Origin of the sequence: Pandoraea sp. PE-S2T-3 (assembly GCF_002179965.1) — a bacterium.
Lineage (GTDB): Bacteria > Pseudomonadota > Gammaproteobacteria > Burkholderiales > Burkholderiaceae > Pandoraea.
On the sequence record NZ_NGUQ01000018.1, the window covers coordinates 520,009 to 543,384 of the forward strand.

Genomic DNA, 23,376 nt, shown 5'->3' on the forward strand with positions numbered 1-23,376 from the left:
CTCAAGGGCAATTCGTTCGATCACATCAATGTTTAATTAGCCGGCCTTCGCCTGCGCCGGCGCCGCGCCGGGCGCACGCGCCAGCGCTTCGCGAATGCGCGCCTGGCCGCGCGACAAGTGCTCGCGAATGACCTGAGCGGCGCGCGCCGGATCGCGCGAGGCGATAGCGCTCACGATGTCGCGGTGCTCACGTTCCGACTTCGGCGGTGCCGAGGTATCGGCCGTCAGCGCTTCATGGCGGAACAGACTCAATTCCTTCACCAGCCGGCGGTAGGTCTCAAGCAACTTGCGATTGCCGACCATCTCGACGAGCGTGTCGTGAAACGCGAGGTTCAACTGGTAGTACGCCTCGCTGTCCCCCGCTTCCACCGCCTGATGCATCGCTTCGACCGACTCGCGCAGACGCGTGAGCTGCTCCGACGTGATGACTTCGGCCAGCGTGCGGCCCACGTACTCGTCGAGCACGCCACGCAGGGTGTAGATCTCTTCGGCCTCTTCGAGCGAGATCACCCGCACGAACACGCCGCGATTCTTTTCGGTGCGCAGCAGACCCGCTTCTTCGAGCGCGCGAAACGCCTCGCGCACCGGGCCACGTGACACGCCAAGACGTCCCGCCACTTCAATCTCGTTGAGCTTGGTCCCGGGCGTGAGCGTGCCGGCCATGATCTGGCGCTCGATTTCGTGCTGCACGAGCGTGGTGAGCGACTGGCTTTGCAGCAGCTCGATGGCCGTGGCCGAAGTGGGCTTAGGGGTCATACCGTCTTCCTTATCTCTGAACTCTGATGCGAACATTCAGCAATCACGCGAGGCAATTTGTGGCATTGCGTGATTATTTTTGTTGCTTGACATTCAAGCACAGCACTTTGTAGATTGTCAACAAAACACATCCGACATTGCAGGCAAATTTGGCAACAGCGTCGGTGTGAGTTGGTGAAGGCAGCGACAAAACTCTATCTGAATCAATGATTTCCATACTATTGGAGGTATTTGACGAGCAGATGACAAATGCAAAGAGTTTCAAGAAAAAGACATAATTTGCCAATAATATGCAACACATCGCCTCATAGAAGGCGCTTTTGCCCGACCCACAGGAGCCATTCATGAACCAACCGATGCGCCGCGCCCTGCGTGCTGCCGCCGCCTTAGCCACCGGCCTTGTCTGTGCCGCTCAGGCCGGCCACGCCCTCGCCAAGACCACGTTGACTGTCTACACGGCGTGGGAGGTCGAAGTCATGCGGCCGTACGCCGAGGCCTTCCAGAAAGCGAACCCCGATATCGACATCAAGTACGTGCGCGATTCCACCGGTGTGGTCACCGCCAAGGTGCTCGCCGAGAAAGCCAACCCGCAGGCGGACGTGATCGCGGGGCTCGCCGCATCGAGTCTGGAACTGATCAAGCAGGAAGGCCTGCTCACGCCGTATTCGCCCAAGGGCTTCGACCAGCTCACGCGGGCCTATAGCGACAAGGCCACGCCGCCGTCGTGGATCGGGCTCGACGTGTGGGGCGCGACGGTGTGCTTCAACACGGTGGAAGCGGCCAAGCGCAACCTGCCGAAGCCCACGTCGTGGGAAGACCTGGCCAAGCCCATCTACAAGGGCATGATCGTGATGCCGAACCCGGCCACCTCGGGCACCGGCTTTCTCGATGTGACGGCGTGGCTCCAGATGTTCGGCAAAGAGGGCGGCTGGAAGTACATGGACGCGCTCGACAAGAACATCGTCAAGTACACGCACTCGGGCTCGAAGCCCTGTCGTGACGCGGGCGCTGGCGAGTATCCGATCGGCATCTCGTTCGAATTCAACGCCCATCGCACCAAGGCCGCCGGCGCGCCGATCGATCTGGTGTTCCCGAAGGAAGGGCTGGGCTACGACATCGAAGCCGCGGGCATCGTAAAGACCACCAAGAAGATGGACGCTGCAAAGCGCTACATGGACTGGCTCGCCAGCAAGGAAGCCAACGAGATGTACGCGAAGGACTGGGCCATCGTGGCGTATCCGGGCGTGGCGAAGAAGTTCGACACGATTCCCGCCAACTACCCCGACATGCTCGTGAAGAACGATTTCACGGAAATTGCCAAGAGCCGCGAATCGGTGCTCTCCGAGTGGCAGAAACGATACGGCGCGAAGTCGGAGAAGAAGTGACGAGCGCGGCATCGACCGCGCAGTGCTGAGGTAGCGCTGCGTTTGCGGCAGATGGCAAGTGCCGGGGGCAACGTGTTTCACCCGGCACTGCCACCGCCAAGCGCACCGCGCGCCGCCTCGCAACACAAGCAGCAATGGACGTAATGGGCGTAATGGACATCGCAGGAGGTCCCCCGAATGAGCGACGACACGTATCTGAGCCTCGCCGGCATCCACAAACGGTTCGACAACACCGTAGTGCTGGGTGACATCAATCTCACCGTGCGGCGCGGCGAGATGCTCTGTTTTCTCGGCCCGTCAGGCTGTGGCAAGACAACCTTGCTGCGCATCATCGCCGGGCTCGAAGCGCAAACCCATGGCAAGGTCTCGCAGAACGGCCGCGACATTTCCACCTTGCCGCCCATGCAGCGCGACTACGGCATCGTGTTCCAGTCGTACGCGCTGTTTCCGAATCTGAGCGTGGCGCAAAACGTCGCCTACGGCCTGACCAACCGCCGTGTGCCGCGCGCCGAGCGCGACCAGCGCGTCGCCGAGTTGCTCGAGATGGTCGGCTTGCCCGACGCGGGTAAAAAATTCCCCGGACAACTCTCCGGCGGGCAACAACAACGCATCGCCATCGCCCGTGCGTTGGCGACATCACCGGGCCTGTTGCTGCTGGACGAACCGCTCTCGGCACTCGACGCTCGCGTGCGGGTGCGCTTGCGCAGCGAGATCCGTGCGCTGCAACAGCGGCTGGGCATCACGACGATTCTCGTCACGCACGATCAGGAAGAGGCTTTGTCGATGGCCGACCGCATCGTGGTGATGAACCATGGCGTGATCGAGCAGGTCGGCACGCCCGGTGAGATCTATCAGCATCCGGCCACGCCGTTCGTCGCCGATTTCGTCGGCAAAACCAACATCCTGCCCGCCCGCCTCGGTGACGCCGGACGCGTGCAGGTCGGCCGTTACGAACTGACCTGCGGCACGCTCAACGGCTGCCGTACCGGTGAAGACATTCGCGTGTTCTTCCGCCCCGAAGACGTGCGCGTGCGCGATCTCGACGACCTCGACGACGAAGCGAACGTCTTCGACGGTGCGGTGGAGAAGATCGAGTTTCTCGGTGCCTTCTCGCGGGTGACCCTGCGCATGCAGGCATGCGAGCACGCGCTCTATGCCGACCTCTCGCCTGCCGACATGCAGGCCCTGCAACCGGCCGCCGGCAGCGCCCTGCGCTTTGCCGTGCCGCGCGCCGCCGTGCGCGTCTTCCGTCAGGGGTGATGCCACGATGAGCTCCTTACCGTCGACACTGACTGCGACTTCGCCGGGGCAAGCGGCCACGCCGCTCTCCGCCCAGACTTCCCATGCGGCACCCGCCCCACATGCCGGACCGGCGGGCAGCGCGCCGCCCTCGACGTTGCGCCCCGCGCGTCTCGCATCGCACTGGACGGACCGGCTCGCGCAGGCCCTGTTGCTGGTGGCCGCCGCCGCAGGCGTGCTCTTTCTGCTCGCGCCGATGGCCGCCATTCTCATCAAGAGCGTGCAGGACAACGACGGCCACTTCGTCGGCTTGCGGCACTTCCGCGAGTACTTCCACTCGCCCGCGCTGTTCGGCTCGATCTGGAACAGCGTGTGGATTTCGATCGTGACCACCGGCATCACGGTGCCGCTGGCGTTCATCTTTGCCTACGCGCTCACGCGCAGTTGTATTCGCGGCAAGACGCTGCTGCGCAATATCGCACTCATCCCGATTCTCGGGCCTACGCTGCTGCCCGCCATTTCGTTCATCTTCTGGTTCGGCAATCAGGGCGTGTTGCGGCCCTTCATGGGAGACATCGATATCTACGGGCCGCTCGGCATCGTGATGTCGCTCGTGAACGCCACGTTCCCGCACGCGCTGATGATCATGATCACGGCGCTCTCGCTCACTGACGCGCGGCTCTACGAAGCGGCCGACGCGCTCGGCACGCCGGTGCTGCGACGGTTCTTCACGATCACGCTGCCTGGGGCGAAATACGGCGTGATCAGCGCCGCAATGATCGTCTTCACTTACGCGATTTCGGACTTCGGGATTCCCAAGGTGATCGGCGGCGACTTCAACGTGCTCGCCACCGATATCTACAAACTCGTGATCGGACAGCAGGACTTCTCGAAGGGTGCCGTCGTCGGGCTCGTGCTGCTCGTACCCGTGGGCATCACCTATCTGGTCGACTCGGTCGTGCAGCGCAAGCAGCAGGCGCTGCTCTCGGCGCGTGCGGTGCCTTACGTGCCCAAGCCCTCACGCGGTTTCGACTGGACGATGGCGGTGCTTTGCTGGGGCATGGCGGCCATCATGCTCGCGATTCTCGGTATGGCGGTCTACGCCTCGTTCGTGAAATTCTGGCCGTACAACTTCAGTCTCTCGCTCGGTCACTATCGTTTCGGGCTGGTGGAGAGCGGTGCCGTCGATGCCTACATCAACAGCGTGCAGATGGCGTTCTGGTGCGCGATCTGGGGCACGGCGGTGATCTTCGTCATTGCCTATCTGCTGGAGAAGACCAAGGGCCTTACATGGGTGCGCGGTTTCATCCGCATGATGGCCGTGCTGCCGATGGGCGTGCCCGGTCTGGTGCTGGGTCTGGGCTACATCTTCTTCTTCGTGCCGGAAGGCAACCCGTTGCACGGCTTGTACGGTTCGCTGGCGATTCTCGTGATCGTCAACGTCGTGCACTACTACTCGTCGAGTCATCTCACGGCAGTGACCGCGCTCAAGCAGATCGATCCGGAATTCGAGTACGTGTCGGCCTCGTTGAAGGTGCCCTTCTATCGCACGTTCTGGCGCGTGTCGGCGCCGATCTGCCTGCCGTCGATCATCGACATCAGCCGCTATCTGTTCGTCAACGCGATGACCACCGTGTCTGCCGTGGTCTTCCTGTATTCGGCCGACACCTCGCTCGCGTCGGTCGCCATCGTCAACATGGACGAAACCGGCTCGATCGGGCCCGCCGCGGCCATGGCCACGCTGGTGGTGCTCACGTCGATGCTCGCGTGCCTGCTCTATCACGGCATTCAACTCGTGGTGGAGCGTTACACGCAGGCGTGGCGGCGTCCGACGGCGCTTTCTCGCAAAAGTCATTGAAAGGTGATTGAAAGGCGGCGTACCCATGTCCTGTGTCCGCAGGCTGGCGTGCGCCGGTGCTTCCCAAGTTGCTTCTCTCTTGTTTGATTCTCGTTTGATTCCCCCGCTCAATAGGAGGCGGTCATGATTCTCGGTCAGGAACCGATTCTGCTTACCCCCGGCCCGCTCACCACGTCGCCGGCGACCCGACAGGCCATGCTGCGCGACTGGGGCTCGTGGGACACCCAGTTCAACCAGATCACCGCTTCGCTGTGCCGCGATCTCGTCGACATCGTGCATGGCGGCAACGACTACGCGTGCGTGCCGCTGCAAGGCTCGGGCACGTTCTCGGTCGAAGCGGCCATCGGCACGCTCACGCCGCGCAACGCGCGGATTCTGGTGCCCGATAACGGTGCCTATTGCCAGCGCATTCTGAAGATCTGCCGCTATCTCGGCCGCGATGCCGTGGCGCTGCCCATTGCCGAAGATCAGGCCGCGAGCGCCGCCGCCATTGACGAAGCGCTCACGCGCGATCCGTCGATCACACACGTGGCGCAGGTGCATCTGGAGACCGGTGCCGGTGTGCTCAACCCGCTCGCCGATATCGCCCGCGTGTGCCAGAAGCACGGCAAGGGGCTCATCGTCGACGCGATGAGTTCGTTCGGCGCCGTGGAGATCGACGTACGCACGATGCCGTTCGACGCGCTGATCGCCGCCAGCGGCAAGTGCCTCGAAGGCGTGCCGGGCATGGGCTTCGTGATCGTGAAGAAGACCGTGCTGGAGGCGTCCGCAGGCAACAGCCACTCGCTGGCGATGGATCTGCACGACCAGTACGCGTACATGCAGAAAACCACGCAATGGCGCTTCACGCCGCCGACGCACGTTGTCGCGGCCTTGCGTGCCGCCGTCGATCAGTTTCTCGCGGAAGGCGGGCAGCCGGTGCGCGGCGAGCGGTATCGCCGCAACTGCCGCGCACTCGTCGACGGCATGGCGTCGCTCGGCTTCCGGCCGTTCCTGTCGGCGGACGTGCAGGCACCCGTGATCGTCACGTTCCACGCGCCGACCGACAGCAAGTACGACTTCAAGGCGTTTTATGCAGCAGTGCGCGAGCGCGGTTACGTCCTGTATCCGGGCAAGCTCACCCAACTGGAGACGTTCCGTGTGGGCTGTATTGGCGCGATCGACGACAACGAGATGCGCAACGTCGTCACGGCGATTGCGCAAACGCTGACATCGCTCGATATCCGCCAAGTCGCACCGCTGACGAAGGCCGCGTAGTCGCGCCCCGGCTCACATCACCTACGCTTCACGCGTGACACTGACGAGCGCCGCCACACCCCGTGCGGCGTTCGTCAGTCCCATCTGCGGGCCTACGCATGTGCCTCGCACAGCGGGAAACCTCCGAATCTAGCCCCCGCTTCCGACGCCCGAACGGCGTCGTCTCCTTCGCCGCACCGTATTGATTCGTCAGCGTTTCCCGGCACCGCCGCCATGCTGTGCCGCGACTTGTCACGTCGGCACGGCCGCGCGCTATCCCCTGCCGCTTTCTAGAATGCCCCGCACACAAACCGCGCATTAGTGCTGCGTCCGGCTGGTGTTTGCGCCTTCTCTCAGGCGCGCATCGCCATCGTGGCTCCCCCCGAATGTCGCCTGCCATGGGTGTCGCGCTTTCCGGCTTTCCGCGCGCATACCGCCCGTCCCCACACCGCACGCCTTTTGGAATCGGAACGCGATGAACAAGCACCTCTATCGTTTGGTCTGGCGGCATTGCCGCGTCGATGTCGTCCCCGCACCGGAGACGGCCTGCCAACGCACCGGGGCGGCACCGGCATCGCGTGCCAGAGGGGGCGGACGACGTAGCGCGGCAGCAACCTCCGGCGCGCCAGCCTCTGCGCTTACCCGCTTGTGTCTCGCCTGCGTCGCCCTGATGAGTGCAACCGTCGCGGCACCTGCGTGGGCCACCTGCGCCGTTGCCGGCAGCGTCGTCACATGCAGCGGTGCCGCTAACCCGCTCGCGCCATCGTTTTCGAACGCCGCCAACAATCTCCAAGTGAACGTGAACAGCGGAGCCGGTGTCGGTGTGCTGCTGGGCATCGGCGGCACGGCGATGACGCTCACGGGCAACAACGTCACGCTCGTCAACGGCGGCACGATCGATCCCTCCGTACTCGGCAGCATCGGCCTGCTCGCCAGCGGGACGGTCATCGGCAACGGCAATGTCGGCGGCAGCACCCAGACCGTGACGAACAACGCGATCATGCGCGGCACCGTCGGCTTGCTCGGGGTCAATCTGCCGGGACTGACCGGACTAGCGCTCGCGGTGCAGAACGCTGCCGGTGGCAACACGGTTATCAACAACAGCGGCACGCTCGGTGCGTCGCCCATTCTCGGCGTATCGCTCACAGGTACGGGCAGTGCACCGGTCGTGGCCGCGTATGGCGGTGGTGCCGTCAACTTCACCAACTCGGGGACGGTGCTCGGGCGCATCGCGTTTCAGGCCAACAGCACACCGGGCGCCGGCAATTCGTTCACGAACGACGGCACGATCAGCGGCAGCATCTCGCTCGGTGGCGGCAGTACGAATACGTTCACCGCCGTCACCGGATCGACGTTGAACGACGGGGGCAGCGTCGGTCTCGCGGCCCTCCCCGTGACCGGATTCAATCTCGGATTTGCCGCCACCGGCACGGTCGACGGCGGTGCAGGCGGCAACAACGCGCTGGTACTGAGCAACTCGGCGAACAACAACACGGCCATCGGCACCGGCACGCTCAACGGCGCGAGTTACGTGAATTTCTCGCAGGCTACCGTCAACGGCGGTACGTGGACCCTGAACGGGCCGCTCGCCGTCACATCCACCACGCTTAACGGCGGTCTTGCCGTCTTCAATGACCCGGGCAGTTTCGGCACCGGCACGCTGGTCGTGAACGGCGGCGGCATGCAGGCGGCGAACGCGGGTCTCTCCCTGACGCTGCCCGTCACGCTCGGCGCGAACGGCCTCACTGTTTCCGGCAGCAACCCACTCGTTGTGAGCGGTGTTCTCAGTGGCGCTGGTGGCGTGTCGCTCACAGGGACCGGCAGCCTCACGCTGTCGGGCGCGAACACGTACACCGGCGGCACATCGCTGAGCAGCGGCACGTTGATCGCGGGTAGCAGTGCCGCACTTGGCAGCGGGGTCGTGCATGCGTCGGGCTCGAGCGCGGTTCTCGACGCCAGTGCCCCGCTAACGCTGGCCAATCAGATTTCAGTCGGCGGTGGCAGCACACTGCTCACGTTTGGCGGCAGCGCACCGCTCACCCTCACCGGGCAAATCACGGGAAGTGGCAACGTCATCAAGCAAGGGCCACAGTCAGTCACGCTCACAGGGGTCAACACCTTCAGCGGATCCATGAGTATCCTCGCGGGCACGTTGACCTTGTCCGGCGCGGGCACACTTCAGGTGGCGGGAACGCCGCTCGCGCTCGCGGGGCCGGGCTCAACGTTCGACATCTCGAATGCGAACGGCGATCGCACAATCGCCGGTCTGTCCGGCGTGGCGAACACACGGATCCTGCTCGGGGCCAACAACCTCACGCTCGGCAACAGTTCCAGCGGCACCTTCGCCGGGGTGATCAGCGGCACGGGCGGCATCATCAAGGCTAACGGCGACACGCAAACGCTCACGGGCAGCAACACATACACCGGTGGCACCACGATCAACGCGGGAGGTATCGCGCTCGCGGCAGGAGGCTCGCTGGCCAGCACGGGCGCGGTGTCGCTGCTCGGCTCGGGGACGGCGTTCGATATCAGTCGGTTAGGCGCGTCGACCATCGGTGCACTCTCCGGAGTGGCGGATTCCACCGTCTCGCTCGGGGAAGCCTGGTTGACGTTCGGCGATGGGAACAACGTAAGCTTCGACGGCAGCATCACCGGCAACGGTGGCATCGTCAAAGAAGGCACGGGGACGCAGACGCTTTCCGGCCCGAATACGTTCGACGGCCCCATCAGCATCTATGCGGGCACGTTGTCCGTCGGCGGGACCGGCACGTTGTCTGGCAACTCGGTGAAAATTGCCGGTGGCGCCGCGTTCGATATCAGCCATGGTGAGAATCAGACCATCGGCGCGTTATTCGGGGCCACGGGCAGTGCCGTCAATCTTGGCGACAACACGTTGTCGTTTGGCGATGGCACGAATCGGATTTTCGACGGCACGATCAACGGTAACGGCGGCGGCATCGTCAAATTCGGCACCGGCACGCAAACGCTCACCGGACAGCAGACATTTACCGGCAGCGTCGTGGTCGGAGGCGGCGCGCTGATTGTTGCCGAGGGTGGCAGCCTGTCGGCGCAGAGTGCGGTCATTCTTGGCGACAAGACGACGTCGCTCGATATCAGTGGTGCCGGTGTGCAAACCATTGGATCCCTGAGCGGGGGCGCCGCGCAGGTGCAACTCGGCGCGAACACGTTGACCTTCGGCGACAACACCGGGCAAACGTTCAACGGCAGCATTCACGGCGCGGGCGCGCTCATCAAGCAAGGCGCAGGCGTGCAGACGCTGGCGGGGGCGAGTGACTTCGCCGGCGGCCTGACGGTGAACGCCGGTGGTCTGGCACTGGGCAATGCGGCTGCGCTCGGGAGCGGCACGTTGACGATGGCCGATCAGACGACGCTCGACACCACACAAGCGGCGACGATCGCGAACAACATCACACTGAATGGCACGTCGGCGGTTCTCGGCAGTCAGGATCTGACGCTGACCGGTGACGTTTCAGGTGTCGGGGCGCTGCAAAAGACCGGCAGTGCGCAACTGGTCATTGACGGTGCGGGGACGTGGACAGGCGGGACGACCATCAACGACGGTACGCTGGCATTAGGGGCTGGCGGGTCGCTCGCGTCACAAGGGGACGTCGTGCTGGGCAGCAACACCGCCGTGTTCGACATCAGTGCGGCGGGCAATCGTACCGTTGGAGCGCTCTCCGGCAGTGGAGGGTCGATTGCGCTCGGTGCCAATACGCTGACGTTCGGCGATGCTACCGATCAGACATTGGGCGCGGCGCTTACCGGTACCGGCGGCATCGTCAAGCAAGGCACGGGCACGCAAACCCTCACGGCTGCGCAAACGTTCACCGGCGGCGTCGACATTGCGGGCGGCACGCTGGCGCTCGACACGGGCGGCTCGCTGCAACCTGCCAACTCGCTAACCTTATCGGGCACGAATACCGTGTTCGATATCAGTGCTGCGGGACCGACCACCGTCGGCGCACTCACCGGCGTTGCGGGTAGCGCCATCGCACTGGGCACACGGACGCTCACGTTCGGCGACGCGACGGATGGGACGTTCGACGGTGTCTTTCACGGCACTGGCGGCATTGTGAAGGCCAGCTCAGGCGTGCAGACGCTGACCGGTGCGAGCGACTTCACCGGTGGCACGACGGTCAATGCGGGCGGGTTGATTGTCGGCAACAATCTCGCACTCGGCACGGGCGCGCTGAACATCGCCAACAATGCGACGCTCGACAGTACGCAAGCGGTGACGCTCGGCAACAACATCAATCTGACCGGCACGCTGACTGTCCTCGGGAACAACGACGTGACGCTGAACGGCGTGCTCGCCGGGCTCGGCGGACTCATCAAAGCGGGCAGCGCGACGCTCACACTAGGCGGTTCCAATACCTATACCGGCCCCACTACCATCAACGCCGGGACCCTCGCGCTGGGCGCAGGCGCCTCGTTGAACGCGGCAGGCTCGATCAACGTTGCGAGCGGTGCGACGCTCGATCTTTCCGCAGGCAACGGCACGCAAACGATCGGCGCCCTCGACGGGACGGGTACCGTCAATCTCGGCAGTGTCGTGACGACACTCGGCGATGCGGGAAGCGACACATTCAGCGGCAACATCGCGGGCACGGGATCGCTGGTCAAAGTCGGTATGGGCATGCAAACGCTCACGGGTCAGAACACGTACACCGGCGGCACAACGGTACAAGCGGGGACGCTCGCGCTAAGCGGTGCAGGCGCGCTGGCGTCGAACGGCGCACTCACGCTGAGCGGTACCAACGCGACGTTCGATATTTCCAGTGCGAATGGACCGCGCACCATCGGCGCGCTTTCGGGCGTCGCCAACTCACAGATCGATCTGGGCGCGAATACGCTGACGTTCGGCGACGCCACCGGGCAGAACTTCGACGGCGTAATCTCAGGCGCGGGGGGCATCGTCAAACAAGGCGCTGGATCCGCAAAACTTGACGGCGTGCAGTTGTACACCGGTACCACGACCGTTACCGATGGTGCGCTCGTCATCGGACGTACAGGGAGTCTTGCGGCAGGGGCACATGTCGTGGTCGATGGTGTGAACGCGTCGCTTGATCTGAGCGATGCGGGTGATCAAACCATTGGCAGCCTGTCCGGTACGAGCGGTGTCGTGGCACTCAGTCACAACACGTTGACGTTCGGTGATGCGAGCGACGAGACGCTGGCAGCCGCGATTCAGGGGTTCGGCAACGTCGTCAAACAAGGCGCGGGCACGCAAACGCTCACGGGTGAGAACCTGCTGGCCGGCATGCTCACGGTCGCCGACGGGGCGGTGGTGCTCGGCGCAGGCGGCTCGCTGCTGAACACGACCGATGTCACGCTCAATGCCGGCACATCGCTCGATGTGAGCGCCGCCACGGCGCCTACGGTTGGCGCACTCAACGGGGTAGCGGGCAGCACGCTTCGCATCGGCAATCGGACAATCACGCTCGACAGCAGCAACAACGGCGATTTCGGCGGCGCGTTGAGCGGCGCAGGCGGCATCGTCAAACAAGGCAGCGGTACGCAAACACTCTCGGGCGGTTTGGTGCTGCCGGGCACGGTGCAAATCAACGCGGGCAGGCTCGCGTTGCGCGGCGGAACGCAGCTCGATTCCGCCGCCGTCAGTCTCAACGGCTCGACAAGCGTTCTTGATGTTGTGGCCGGACCGACGCAGGTCGTCAGCACACTTACCGGTGTGGCCGGCAGTGTCATAGGGATTGACCACGCGACATTGAGTTTCGGCACTGCCGGTGACAACACACTCGCCTCGGACATCCACGGCGCTGGCGGACAGCTCGTCAAAGTCGGCAACGGCGTGCAAACGCTTTCCGGCAACAGCGACTTCGGTGGTGGCATGAACGTGCAGGCGGGCGGCATCCTCGTCGGCAGCAATACCGCGCTGGGCACCGGCACCGTCACCTTTGCCGATGCAACATCGCTCGATGCCACGCAGGCCACCACGCTCGGCAACCGGATCATGCTCAACGGCAATCTCGACGTGCTCGGCACGCACGATCTCACGCTCAACGGCGCCGTCTTCGGTGGGGGCGGCATCACCAAAAATGGCAGCGCCACGCTTACGCTCAACGGGGAGAACACTTACATCGGCGTAACCAACGTCAGTGCAGGCACTCTCGCGTTGGGCGCTGGTGCCAGCCTCGATGCGGGCGGTGTTGTCGATGTGCAGACGGGTGCCACTTTCGACCTGTCGGCCGGTAACGGCACGCAGACATTTGGCGCGCTCACGGGCGGCGGCGCGATCAACATGGGCGGCAATGTGCTCGAAGTCGGCAGCAGCGGCGCCAACGAAACCTTCAGCGGTGGCGTCGCGGGTAGCGGCAGCCTCGTGAAGATGGGGACAGGTGTCGAAACCATGACCGGCACGAGCACCTTCACGGGTGGCACGGTCGTACAGAACGGCACCCTTTCGCTCGCGGGTGCCGGCACGCTGGCCGCAACGGGCGCCGTGACGCTCCGGAACGCTGGCGCCACGCTCGACATTTCGGCGGCGAACGGCGGCCGCACCATCGGCGCGCTCACCGCTCAAGCGGACACGAACGTCACCCTCGGCAACAACATGCTGACCTTCGGCGACGCATCCAGCCACACCGTGAGCGGCACGATTTCGGGCACGGGCGGCATCGTCAAGCAAGGCAGCGGAACGCAGACCCTGACCGGTCAGCAGCAGTTCACCGGCACCACCACCATCGACGACGGCACGCTCGCACTCGGTGCCACCGGCAAGCTCGCAGCGGGTGCCAATGTCGTGGTGGCAGGCAGCAACGCCGCGTTCGACATCAGTGCTGCGGGTAACCAGACGGTCGGCACGTTGTCCGGCAGCGGCGGCAACGTGAATCTGGGGGGCAGCACGCTGACGTTCGGTGACGGTACGCACCAGACACTCACCAGCGCCATCAACGGCACGGGCGGCATCGTGAAAGCCGGCGCGGGCACGCAGACGCTCGCAGGACAAAACACGTTCTCGGGCGACATCGACATCACTAACGGCACCCTTGCGCTCGGCGCGGGCGGTGCGCTCTCCGGTAGCAACAACGTCACGTTGGCGGGCGGCACGACGCTCGACGTCAGTCAGGTCGGCACACCGACGACCGTCACGATTGCCGGTCTCGACGGTGCCGCCGGATCGACGGTATCGCTCGGCGCGCAATCGCTCACACTCGGCGGAGGTGCCAACAGCACGTTCGATGGCGTGATTCAAGGCACCGGGGCATCACCAAGCAAGGCAATGCCAGCGTGACGCTCGGTGGTAACAGCAGCTACAGCGGTGGCACCACGGTGAATGGCGGCACCGTCGCCGTCACTTCGCCAACAGGCCTCGGCACCGGCGGGCTGACGCTCACCCAAGGCACGGTCACCACGCAAGGCGTCGACGTCACGTTGCCCTCGCTGACCGGGACGACGCAGGGTGCGCTCACGATCAATGACGGGTCCGTCACCGTGTCGTCGGGCAACTTCGGCGGCAGCGTGTCGGGCAGCGGCGGGCTCACCAAAACGGGCAGCGGAACGCTCACGCTCAGTGGCAACAATCCCCTCACCGGCCCGACAACGGTCGCCGGTGGCACGCTCGGCATCGGCAATCTCGGCCATTCGCCGGTGACCGTGCGGGCCGGTGGCACGCTGACGACACCCGCGCCCACCTCGGCGGGCGGCAGCGGCACGGGTGCGCAGACCGGGCCGCTGACTGGCGCGAGCGGCAGCCAGATTGTGGTGAGTTCACCGGGGACAACGCTCGGTGTCGGCGGCAATCTGACGCTTCGGCCGGGCTCGACGCTTCAGGTGAACGTCGCCCCCGGTACTGCACCCAGTCAGGTGAATGCGGCGGGTAGCGCGTCCGTCGGCGGCAGCAATCTTGTTGTGAACGCTGCCCCGGGCACCCAGTCTGCCGACGCGTCGGGTGCCGTGATCGTCTCGGCGGCCAATGGCGTGAGCGGACAGTTCGCGTCGACGTCGACCAACCTGCTCTACCTCTCGCCACAAGTGAGCTACACGCCGAATACGGTATTGCTCTCGTTCTCACCGAACGGCACGCCGCTTTCCGCAGGAGGTGTCACGCCGAATCAAAAGGCCGTCGCGTCGGCGGTGTCGGTACTCGGCACCGGCAGCCCGCTGTATCAGGCGGCATCGGGACTGACGGCAGATACTGCGCCCGCAGCGTTTGCGAGTCTGGACGGCAGTCTGCATGCGTCCATCGCGTCGATGCTGCTCAGTCAGAGTCAGGTGACACGCGACGCTGCCTCGCAACGTCTGCGCGACAGCCTCTTGTTCGCGGACGATTGCGATACCGGCAGCGGTGTCGGCACGAGCGAGTTGACGACGCCCCTCAACAACTTCGATTGCCGTGGGCAACGCCGGGCAACCCAAGCGTGGGCATCGGTCTACGGCAGCGATGGTCAATTGCGCGCGGCATCGGTGGCGAGCGGTGGCGCCGGGGCATCGACGCTGTACCGTCGCGGCATGGGCGTGCTGGTCGGTGTCGATACCCCCGTTGCCGATACCTGGCGCGCGGGGGTCCTCGGCGGGTTGGGACACGACACGTTCAACACGGGAACCACGGCGTCGGGAAACAGCAACGATGCGCAGATGGGCGCGTATGTCAGCCGGCGCTTCGGGCACCTTGGCGCCATGCTCGGCGGCTCGTATGCGTTGCAGCAGATCAGTTCACGGCGTGCGGTCGCCATCGGCCCCATTGCACAGACCGCGCGTGCCAGCTATGACGCCGCGACGTGGCAGGTCTTCGGCGAAGCCGCATGGCGATTCGATTTGGGCCGCGTCGGCATCGAGCCCTTTGCGGCCATGGCGCATGCGTGGGTGCGTACCGATGCCTTCAACGAATCGGGCAGCGCCGCCGACCTTCATGCCGATGAACAGACGCGTGGCATCACGTTCTCGACGTTGGGGGTACGGGGTGACTTGCCGTTCGGCACCGGCGCGGGCACCGCTGCACTGGGACGCTTACGGCTGTCGGCCGGATGGCGGCATGCGTTTGGCGCGGATACCCCGGACGCGCAACTCGCCTTCGTCGATAGCGCCGCCGGCTTCACGGTCGGTGGCGTGCCCATCGCCCGGGACGCGGCCATTGTCGAGGCCGGCATCGACGCCTTCGTCGGGCAAGCGGTCACGCTAGGTGTGAGCTACACCGGGCAGTTCGGCAGTCAGGTCACCGACAACGCCGTGTTCGGCAATCTCAACTGGCGTTTCTGAACAACAAGGTAGATGGGCGGACAGCCGAACGGAAGGGCGGCGCGATGCAGTACGGGCGCGCCGCTCGCCTCGTCCGGCATCCTCCGGTAAGCTGGCGGCTATTGCGCTCGTACGCGTGCCCCTCGCGGAGGCTGTCCCCCATGCCGTCACCGAAAGCTACGAAATCCGCTCCGAAGGCCGCTGCGGAACACGCACCCCATCGCGCCGCCAAGTCTGGCGATCAGCACACCGACCTCCATTTCAAACGTGTCTACGACGCGCCGTCGCCTGATGACGGGCAACGCGTGCTGGCCGATCGTCTGTGGCCGCGCGGGCTGTCCAAAGAGAAAGCCAAGATCGACTTCTGGGCCAAGGACGTCACACCGAGTACAGACCTGCGCAAGTGGTTTCACGAGCATCCCGAGCAGTTCAACGATTTCCGTACGCGTTTTCTAGAGGAGCTGAGCACGCTCGACGCCGATCACAACGCGATGCTTGCCGAACTGCGCACGCGGTTGACCCAAGGCCGCGTGACGCTGCTTACGGCGGCGCACAAACTCGAAGACGGTGACGCCCAGACGCACCTTCACGTACTGCGCGATTTTCTGGCGTCGTGACCGCATGACCGCGTATCACGCCTCAAGACGGCATTCCGCCCTTCAAAACGGCCTCAATCGACCCGCACCACCTGAAAACCCGCGTGCTTTCTGGCGTCCGGCGAAAGCGGCGCACCCCCCGGCAAAGTTTGCTATAACGTTTGCCAGCGCTCTACGTCTGCCCCTCGCCACGCGCTCACCCGTCGCACCTCACACGCTTACCCGGTTGCCGCTTCGGCAGCCCGCTGCCTCATGCTAGTTCCACTGATTGTTGCCTGCGCGCTGTTCATGGAGAACATGGATTCGACCGTGTTGTCCACCTCGTTGCCGCTGATCGCCAAGGATCTCGGCGAGAGTCCGATTACGCTCAAGCTCGCGCTCACGACCTACCTCATCAGTCTCGCTGTCTTCATTCCGATCAGCGGCTGGATTGCCGACCGCTTCGGCACGCGCAACGTGTTCCGATTCGCCATCGGGGTGTTTGTATTCGGCTCGATCTGCTGCGGCATTTCGACCAATCTTCCGGAACTGGTGATTGCACGTTTCGTGCAAGGCATGGGCGGCGCCATGATGGTGCCGGTCGGCCGTCTCGCGTTGCTCAAATCCGTGGAAAAGCGCGACATGGTGCGCGCGCTCAATTACCTGACGATTCCCGCGCTAGTCGGCCCGGTACTCGGCCCGCCGCTCGGGGGTTTCATCACCACGTACTGGCACTGGCGCTGGATCTTCTTCATCAACATTCCGATCGGCATTCTCGGCTTCGTGCTCGCGACGAAGTACATCCCCGATCTGTTCGAAGAGGACGTGCCGCCGCTCGATGTGAAGGGCTTCATCCTGTCGGGACTCGGACTGTCGATTCTGATGCTCGGCCTCTCGACCATTGGCCGTCATTTGATTCCGACGCCGCTCGCGCTCGGGCTCGTCGCCTTCGGCGGCATGCTGCTGTGGTCGTATCTACGCCACGCGCGTGGCCTCGAGCACCCGCTGCTGCGGCTCGATCTGTTCCGCATCCCGACGTTCCGCGCGGGTGTGGCAGGCGGCACGCTGTTCCGCATCGGCGTGGGCGCGACGCCGTTTCTGTTGCCGCTGATGCTGCAACTCGGCTTCGGCATGACGCCGATGGAGTCGGGGGCGCTCACGTTCATCTCGGCCGCGGGTGCGATGTTCATGAAGACGCTCTCGCTGCGCATTCTGCAACGCTGGGGCTTTCGCCGTGTGCTGATGACCAACGCAATCATCGCGTCGGCCACCATCGGCGGCTATGGGCTGTTCACCGATCAAACCGCGCATCTGGTCATTCTCTGCACGCTGCTGTTCGGCGGGTGCTTCCGCTCCCTGCAATTCACCAGCCTGAATGCGATCTCCTACGCCGACGTGCCCGCACACCGCATGAGTCAGGCGACGAGTCTGGCAAGCGTGGCGCAGCAGGTCTCGCTCACGCTCGGCATCACCATCGGGGCGGCCGTGCTGCAAACGTCGTCGTATCTGCATGGGCGCGATCACGTCGTCTCGGCGGACTTCCCGTGGGCATTCCTGACGGTGGGTCTGATTGCAGTGAGTTCGACGATATCGATCGCCCGCCTCGCCCGCGACGCCGGTAGCGAATTGGCACAACGCAGTTGACGGACTGAAACTGATAGGCTGGGCACTTGTTCCAAAAGCACAGTGCCCGGCGTTTTCGCAGAATGGCGATTCTCCTTCTTGAGAATCGAGACGATGCGTATCCCTTCTCCCCCGCCGTCATCCGCTCCCAAAGCCGCCCCGTCGGGAGGTGGCGGCAAGGCGGCAGCGCCCGCCCCCGCCTCCGGAGGCGGAAAATCGCAAGCGTGCGACGCCATCCGGCAGTACGTATCGTCCGTCGCACCGGGTACGAATTGGGCCTTTAGCCCAGTCCCCGATCTCTCCGTCGACAAGTTGGGCAATTTCCTTCGAGGTACCGCGTCGTGGGATGCGCCCTTCGACCCGCTCGACACCCGCAGACTCGCATTCACGCTGGACGTCGGCGAGCGTATCGACGTCGACATGATGAAGATCGACGGTGAGCGGATGGAGGTCAGCGGCCTCTTGGCCGGCGACCCGCGTTTCGTCGTCAAACGATTGCATCCGCACAGCACGATTTCGGGGATGGGGATAGGGACGGGGATGGGGGCCGAATCGACCAGCGGTCTACGCGTGCTCTACGCGCAACGCGACCCCCATGCCTGCGAGGCACTGACGGATGCCGGCCTGCTGGACTGGCTGCTCGATGCGTTGGCCGCATCGGCACCGCTGGGTGAATTACTGGGCTTGCGCACCGCGACGGTCGACTTCTCTGTGCCGCGTTTTGCGCAGCTCATTCAGACGGACCGCCCCAGCCACGATTTTTTCCTGGTGCATAACGAGGAAGGCGTGCGCGCGGCCCCCGGGGAAAAGAACCTACCGGTCGCCGAATGGCACCCGCCCGACCATCGCGTCACGCTGGACACGCCGTTCTTTGTCGTCATGCTCACCGCAGAGGGCTATCCGCTTCTGATCACTTATCAAGTGCACCCAGTCGAGGATGTCATCACAACTTACGATTAGCGGAAGATCACCGTCTTGTGCCCGTTGAGCAGAATGCGGTGTTCGGCGTGATAGCGCACGGCACGCGCGAGCGCCACGCACTCCACGTCGCGCCCGATAGCGGTCAGTTGCTCCGGGTCCATCGTGTGATCCACGCGCTCGACTTCCTGCTCGATGATCGGGCCTTCGTCGAGGTCGGACGTCACGTAATGTGCCGTCGCCCCGATCAGCTTCACGCCACGGTCGAACGCCTGGTAGTACGGCTTCGCGCCCTTGAAGCTCGGCAGGAACGAGTGGTGAATGTTGATCGCGCGGCCCGCCAGCTGCTTGCACAGGTTGGCGGAGAGCACCTGCATGTAACGCGCCAGCACCACCAGATCGATGTTGTTGTCGTTGACCAGTTCAAGCACCTTCGCTTCCTGCGCGGCCTTCGATTCCGGCGTGGAATTCATGAGCGGCAGGTGATGGAACGGAATGTTGTAGCTGGCGGCCAGTTGGTAGAAATCCTTGTGGTTCGAGACGATCACCGGGATTTCGATGTTGAGCTGACCGGTCTTGTAGCGGAACAGCAGATCGTTCAGGCAATGGCCGATCTTCGAGACCATGAGCATGACGCGCGGCTTGATCGCTGCGTCGACCAGTTCCCACTGCATTTCGTATTGCGTGGCGAGCGGTGCGAAGTCGCGTTGCAGCGCAGCCAGATCGGTTTCGCCCGGCAGTTGCTGGAAGTGCACGCGCATGAAAAAGCCGCCCGTGAAGCGATCGTTGAACTGCGCCGAGTCGAGAATGTTGCCGCCGCGCTCGACCAGGAAACCGGCCACCGCGTGGACGATGCCGGGACGGTCCGGGCAGGACAACTTCAGAATGTAGCTATTTTCGATCGGTGCCATGATTGCTCCTGGGCAAATGCTTGCAATGACGTTGCAGTGTTGAAATTCTGATTGGGCCAGCGGGCCGCGGATTATTCGTCGGCCGGTTTGAACAAGGCGTCGATACCGGCGCAGTCCTTCGCGCGCACCGCACCTTCACGCAGCAGAAAGTCGAGACTCGCAAGACTTGCGTCGACGGTCATCTTGCCGCGCGCAATCACGTCGCGCACCTGACCGGCAGAACACAGCCAATGCGCGCTCGCCTCGCCGTCCTGATTCTCCGGCACGAAGCCTCGTGGCAACGCAAGGTCGTAGACGAAAATCTGCTCCGACTGCACGCCCTCCGGAATCTCCGCGAGGATATGCAGCGTGCGGCCCGGCCGGGCTTCGTTCACCAGATACGCCGGAATGCCTGCTTCTTCCCAGCACTCTTTGACGAGCGTGTCACCCACGCCGATACCGTTGCCGATACCGCCCGCTGCCGCATTGTCCAGACAGCCGGGGTCGGTCGCCTTGAGCACGCTGCGACGGGCGATCCACATCTTCGGGGCTTCGCCCGCGAAGCGCGCGGGGACATACGCGTTCACGTGCACGGCAAAAGTACGTGTACCGAAGAACCGCGACGCCGCACGCTCGATCCACGCGAGCGGCGCGTCGTAGAGCCGCTGCCGGATGGCGTAGCGTTCGTTGCGCCAGCCGGTGATGATGCCCTCGGCCGCCAGCGTCTCGATCACCGGCGCGAGCGCCGCCGTGCGGGCTTCACACGTGTCGTGACGTGGATGGATGCGCACCGCGAGCGAGCTGATTTCAAAGACCTCGGGCCACCGGCACAGCGACTCGACGTCGCGACGACGAATCCAGCCGTAACGCTGCGAACCGATCACGAGCGGCAGGTGTGCCGCGTCGTCGAAGCGGCGCGCCGCTGCTATACATGCAAAAGACATACGGGAAGACCGGACGCACCCTCACCGGACAGGTGCGAAAACTAGGCAAAAGCGGCATTTTACAGAAGCGGCAGCGAGTCCGCCCGTGTCAGTCGAGATTCACGTCCGGTGCCGTGTGGGGATTCCGACTGACATCGGGCCGGAATCAGGCCCGGGTCATGCTTTCACGCGCTCGCCCTTCGGGTCGTACAGGGCCCGCAGTTGCACTCGCGCGTCGAGCAATTCACCCGCCAGATCCACTTGATATCGCCCTGCCTCGACGAACTCGGCATCCACCGGACCGTCGGGGTTGATGAGGAACGCGAGCCCCACCGGCGCATCGATGGTATGCCCATACGCCGCCGACGAAATGAAGCCCACAGGCTGGCCGTCACGCAAGACCGCCTCGCCACCCCACAGCATGCGATCGGTCGCCCCGTCGAGGGCCACGCTCACCAGCTTGCGGCGCACCCCTTGCGCACGGGCCTGTTCGACCGCCGTGCGCCCGGTGAACGCGATGTCGCCCGCCAGCTTGCAAGCGAACGTCAGGCCGGCCTCGACCGGGTTGGTATCGGGCGTCAGTTCGCGGCCCCACGCCCGATAGCCCTTCTCGATGCGCAGCGAGTCGATGGCGTAATAGCCCGCATCGCGCAACCCGAACGCCTTGCCCGCCGCGTGCAGCGCCTCGTAGACCCCCACGGCGAATTCGACCGGCACGTAAAGCTCCCAGCCGAGTTCGCCGACGTAGGTCAGGCGCGTTGCACGCACGGTGGCGTAGCCGAGATCGATCTCACGGCTCGTGCCGAACGGAAATGCCTCATTGGAGAAATCGGCCTTGGACACTTGCTGGAGCAAGGCGCGCGAATTCGGCCCCATGACTGCCAGCACCGAATATTGTCCCGTCACGTCCACCACGGTGCAGTGCGCGTCGGCCGGAATGCGGCGCTCCACGTAATCCATGTCGCGGGTGGTCTGTGCCGAGCCGGTCACCATCAGGTACTGATCGGGCGCGAGACGCGTGAGCGTGAAGTCCGACTCGTAGCCGCCGCGCTCGTTGAGCATGCCCGTGTAGACCGTACGGCCCGGCGCCACCGACACGTCGTTGCTGCACAGCGATTGCAGCACGCGCTCGGCATCCCGCCCCTTGATAAGCAGCTTCGAGAACGAGCTCATGTCGAACAGCGCTACGGCCTCACGGCACGCGCGATGCTCGGCCGCGCTCCACGCATGCCAGTTCTGCTGGCCGAAGCTGTATTCGATGCGCGCTTCCTCGGGCGAAGGCGCGAAGAAGTTGGGCCGCTCCCAGCCCATCTTGCTGCCGAAGCACGCGCCCTTGGCGAGCAACGTGCCATACAGCGGCGAGCGGCGGAACGGGCGCGCCGTGTCGAGTTCGCGATTCGGCCACGGCATCGCGTAATGCAGGCCGAGCGTCTCTTTCACACGGTCGTGCAGCCACGTGTCGTTGCCGTTGAAACCGGCGAAGCGGCGGATATCCACCGGCCACAGATCCATCGTCGGCTCGCCCGCGACAATCCACTCGGCGAGGGCCATGCCCGCCCCGCCCGCCGACGCGATACCCATGGAGTTGAAGCCCGCGCCGACGTAGAAATTCCGCAACTCGGGGGCTTCGCCAAGTATGAAGTTGTTGTCCGGCGTGAACGACTCGGGGCCGTTGTAGAACTGGCGAATCTGCGCCGTCTCCAGCGCCGGCACGCGGATCAGTGCGTTCTCCATGAGGATCTCGAACTGGTCCCAGTCGTCGGGCAACAGTTGAAACTCGAAGTTCTCGGGAATGCCGTTCATGCCCCACGGCTTGGCGTTCGGCTCGAAGCCGCCCATCACCAGCCCGCCGACTTCTTCCTTGAAGTAGATGTACCCGTCGGGGTCACGCATCACCGGCAGATCGGGATGCACGCCCGCGATGCGCTCGGTCACGATGTAGTAGTGCTCGGCCGAGTGCAACGGCACCGTGACGCCGCACATCCGGCCCACGGCCTTGGCCCATTGGCCCGCGCAGTTGACGACGATCTCGGCGTCGATGCGACCGCTCTCGCCGTCTTTGTTTTGCCACGACACGCCGGTGGCTGTGCGCACACCATTGGGCGTCGCCGTGTGAATTTCGGTGATGCGGGTGTTCTCGGCGATGCGCACGCCCCGGCTGCGCGCACCGCGTGCGAGCGCCTGCGTGAGATCGGTCGGGTTCGCCTTGCCATCGCCCGGCAGCCATACGGCGCCCACGAGGTCATCGGTGCGCATGACCGGCCACAACTCACCGGCATCGCGCGGCGAGATCACGTCGCATTGCACGCCGTACGCCCGCGCCACGGCGGCCGTGCGCTTGAGTTGCGTCATGCGCTCGGGCGTGCGCGCCACCGACAACGACCCGCATTGCTTCCAGCCCGTGCCCAGCCCCGTCTCCGCTTCCAGCTCGCTGTACAGCTTGGTCGAATAGCGGATGAGCTTCGTCATGCTCTCCTGCGAGCGCAACTGCCCGACAAGCCCCGCAGCGTGCCAAGTCGTGCCGCACGATAACTGCCCCTGTTCGAGCAGCACGACGTCGGTCCAGCCGAGTTTCGCGAGGTGATAGGCGACGGAACATCCGACGATGCCGCCGCCGACGATGACGACGCGGGCATGAGTGGGCAAGACTGTGGCCATGAGGGGCTCCGGAAAGCGGCCCGCGCCTGCAACGGCACGGGCGGTGTCGTGGTGGATGTCGTGAGATTACGCAAAGCTTGCTCACTTTGCAATAATTTG

General features: G+C 64.4%; 13 protein-coding genes. 9 read left to right on the forward strand and 4 right to left on the reverse strand.

The features are described 5' to 3' along the window. Positions 1-36 precede the first annotated feature (36 nt). Positions 37-756 (reverse strand): phosphonate utilization associated transcriptional regulator, encoded by a 720-nt coding sequence (locus CDV46_RS17765; protein ID WP_087689829.1) that lies wholly within the window; start codon positions 754-756, stop codon positions 37-39. Positions 757-1,100: 344 nt separating this feature from the next. On the opposite strand from CDV46_RS17765, the gene CDV46_RS17770 reads away from it, so the two are divergent. The 9 genes from CDV46_RS17770 to CDV46_RS17810 all read left to right on the forward strand — a co-directional run bounded on the left by CDV46_RS17770 (position 1,101) and on the right by CDV46_RS17810 (position 18,848). After that, positions 1,101-2,141: a putative 2-aminoethylphosphonate ABC transporter substrate-binding protein gene (locus CDV46_RS17770; RefSeq protein WP_087689831.1), complete on the forward strand. Its 1,041-nt coding sequence runs from the start codon at positions 1,101-1,103 to the stop codon at positions 2,139-2,141. A 177-nt stretch (positions 2,142-2,318) separates the two neighbouring features. Continuing rightward, complete coding sequence (locus CDV46_RS17775; RefSeq protein ID WP_058377174.1) at positions 2,319-3,401, forward strand: putative 2-aminoethylphosphonate ABC transporter ATP-binding protein; 1,083 nt, start codon at positions 2,319-2,321, stop codon at positions 3,399-3,401. A gap of 7 nt (positions 3,402-3,408) precedes the next feature. Then, a complete protein-coding gene (locus CDV46_RS17780) occupies positions 3,409-5,238 on the forward strand; it encodes a putative 2-aminoethylphosphonate ABC transporter permease subunit (RefSeq protein ID WP_087723987.1) in 1,830 nt (609 codons plus the stop codon). A 123-nt stretch (positions 5,239-5,361) separates the two neighbouring features. Then, positions 5,362-6,495 (forward strand): 2-aminoethylphosphonate--pyruvate transaminase, encoded by a 1,134-nt coding sequence (locus CDV46_RS17785; RefSeq protein ID WP_087689836.1) that lies wholly within the window; start codon positions 5,362-5,364, stop codon positions 6,493-6,495. 454 nt (positions 6,496-6,949) lie between these two features. Continuing rightward, positions 6,950-13,747, forward strand: a complete 6,798-nt coding sequence (locus CDV46_RS17790) for an autotransporter-associated beta strand repeat-containing protein (RefSeq protein ID WP_087723989.1) — start codon at positions 6,950-6,952, stop codon at positions 13,745-13,747. Next, positions 13,744-15,711: an autotransporter outer membrane beta-barrel domain-containing protein gene (locus tag CDV46_RS17795; RefSeq protein ID WP_087723991.1), complete on the forward strand. Its 1,968-nt coding sequence runs from the start codon at positions 13,744-13,746 to the stop codon at positions 15,709-15,711. Before CDV46_RS17790 ends, CDV46_RS17795 begins: the two co-directional genes overlap by 4 nt. 140 nt (positions 15,712-15,851) lie before the next feature. Beyond that, entirely contained in the window at positions 15,852-16,307 is a 456-nt protein-coding gene (locus CDV46_RS17800; protein WP_087723993.1) for a DUF488 domain-containing protein, read from the forward strand. A gap of 231 nt (positions 16,308-16,538) precedes the next feature. Beyond that, on the forward strand, positions 16,539-17,909 hold the full coding sequence (locus CDV46_RS17805) for an MFS transporter (protein ID WP_087689844.1): 1,371 nt from the start codon (positions 16,539-16,541) through the stop codon (positions 17,907-17,909). A 291-nt stretch (positions 17,910-18,200) separates the two neighbouring features. Then, complete coding sequence (locus CDV46_RS17810; RefSeq protein WP_087723995.1) at positions 18,201-18,848, forward strand: hypothetical protein; 648 nt, start codon at positions 18,201-18,203, stop codon at positions 18,846-18,848. Here CDV46_RS17810 and purU read toward each other — a convergent pair. The 3 genes from purU to CDV46_RS17825 form a co-directional block, all read right to left on the reverse strand. Then, entirely contained in the window at positions 18,845-19,717 is an 873-nt protein-coding gene (purU, locus tag CDV46_RS17815) for a formyltetrahydrofolate deformylase (RefSeq protein WP_087689848.1), read from the reverse strand. The two genes, CDV46_RS17810 and purU, sit on opposite strands and share 4 nt — an antisense overlap. A gap of 71 nt (positions 19,718-19,788) precedes the next feature. Further along, complete coding sequence (locus CDV46_RS17820; RefSeq protein WP_087689850.1) at positions 19,789-20,640, reverse strand: NUDIX hydrolase; 852 nt, start codon at positions 20,638-20,640, stop codon at positions 19,789-19,791. A gap of 156 nt (positions 20,641-20,796) precedes the next feature. After that, positions 20,797-23,277: a GcvT family protein gene (locus tag CDV46_RS17825; protein ID WP_087723997.1), complete on the reverse strand. Its 2,481-nt coding sequence runs from the start codon at positions 23,275-23,277 to the stop codon at positions 20,797-20,799. Between the last annotated feature and the right edge of the window lie 99 nt (positions 23,278-23,376).

Coding starts and splice junctions, on each gene's coding strand:
- CDV46_RS17765 (WP_087689829.1), bottom strand. CDS start 756: ATGACCCCTAAGCCCACTTCGGCCACGGCCATCGAGCTGCTGCAAAGC.
- CDV46_RS17770 (WP_087689831.1), top strand. CDS start 1,101: ATGAACCAACCGATGCGCCGCGCCCTGCGTGCTGCCGCCGCCTTAGCC.
- CDV46_RS17775 (WP_058377174.1), top strand. CDS start 2,319: ATGAGCGACGACACGTATCTGAGCCTCGCCGGCATCCACAAACGGTTC.
- CDV46_RS17780 (WP_087723987.1), top strand. CDS start 3,409: ATGAGCTCCTTACCGTCGACACTGACTGCGACTTCGCCGGGGCAAGCG.
- CDV46_RS17785 (WP_087689836.1), top strand. CDS start 5,362: ATGATTCTCGGTCAGGAACCGATTCTGCTTACCCCCGGCCCGCTCACC.
- CDV46_RS17790 (WP_087723989.1), top strand. CDS start 6,950: ATGAACAAGCACCTCTATCGTTTGGTCTGGCGGCATTGCCGCGTCGAT.
- CDV46_RS17800 (WP_087723993.1), top strand. CDS start 15,852: ATGCCGTCACCGAAAGCTACGAAATCCGCTCCGAAGGCCGCTGCGGAA.
- CDV46_RS17805 (WP_087689844.1), top strand. CDS start 16,539: ATGCTAGTTCCACTGATTGTTGCCTGCGCGCTGTTCATGGAGAACATG.
- purU (WP_087689848.1), bottom strand. CDS start 19,717: ATGGCACCGATCGAAAATAGCTACATTCTGAAGTTGTCCTGCCCGGAC.
- CDV46_RS17820 (WP_087689850.1), bottom strand. CDS start 20,640: ATGTCTTTTGCATGTATAGCAGCGGCGCGCCGCTTCGACGACGCGGCA.
- CDV46_RS17825 (WP_087723997.1), bottom strand. CDS start 23,277: ATGGCCACAGTCTTGCCCACTCATGCCCGCGTCGTCATCGTCGGCGGC.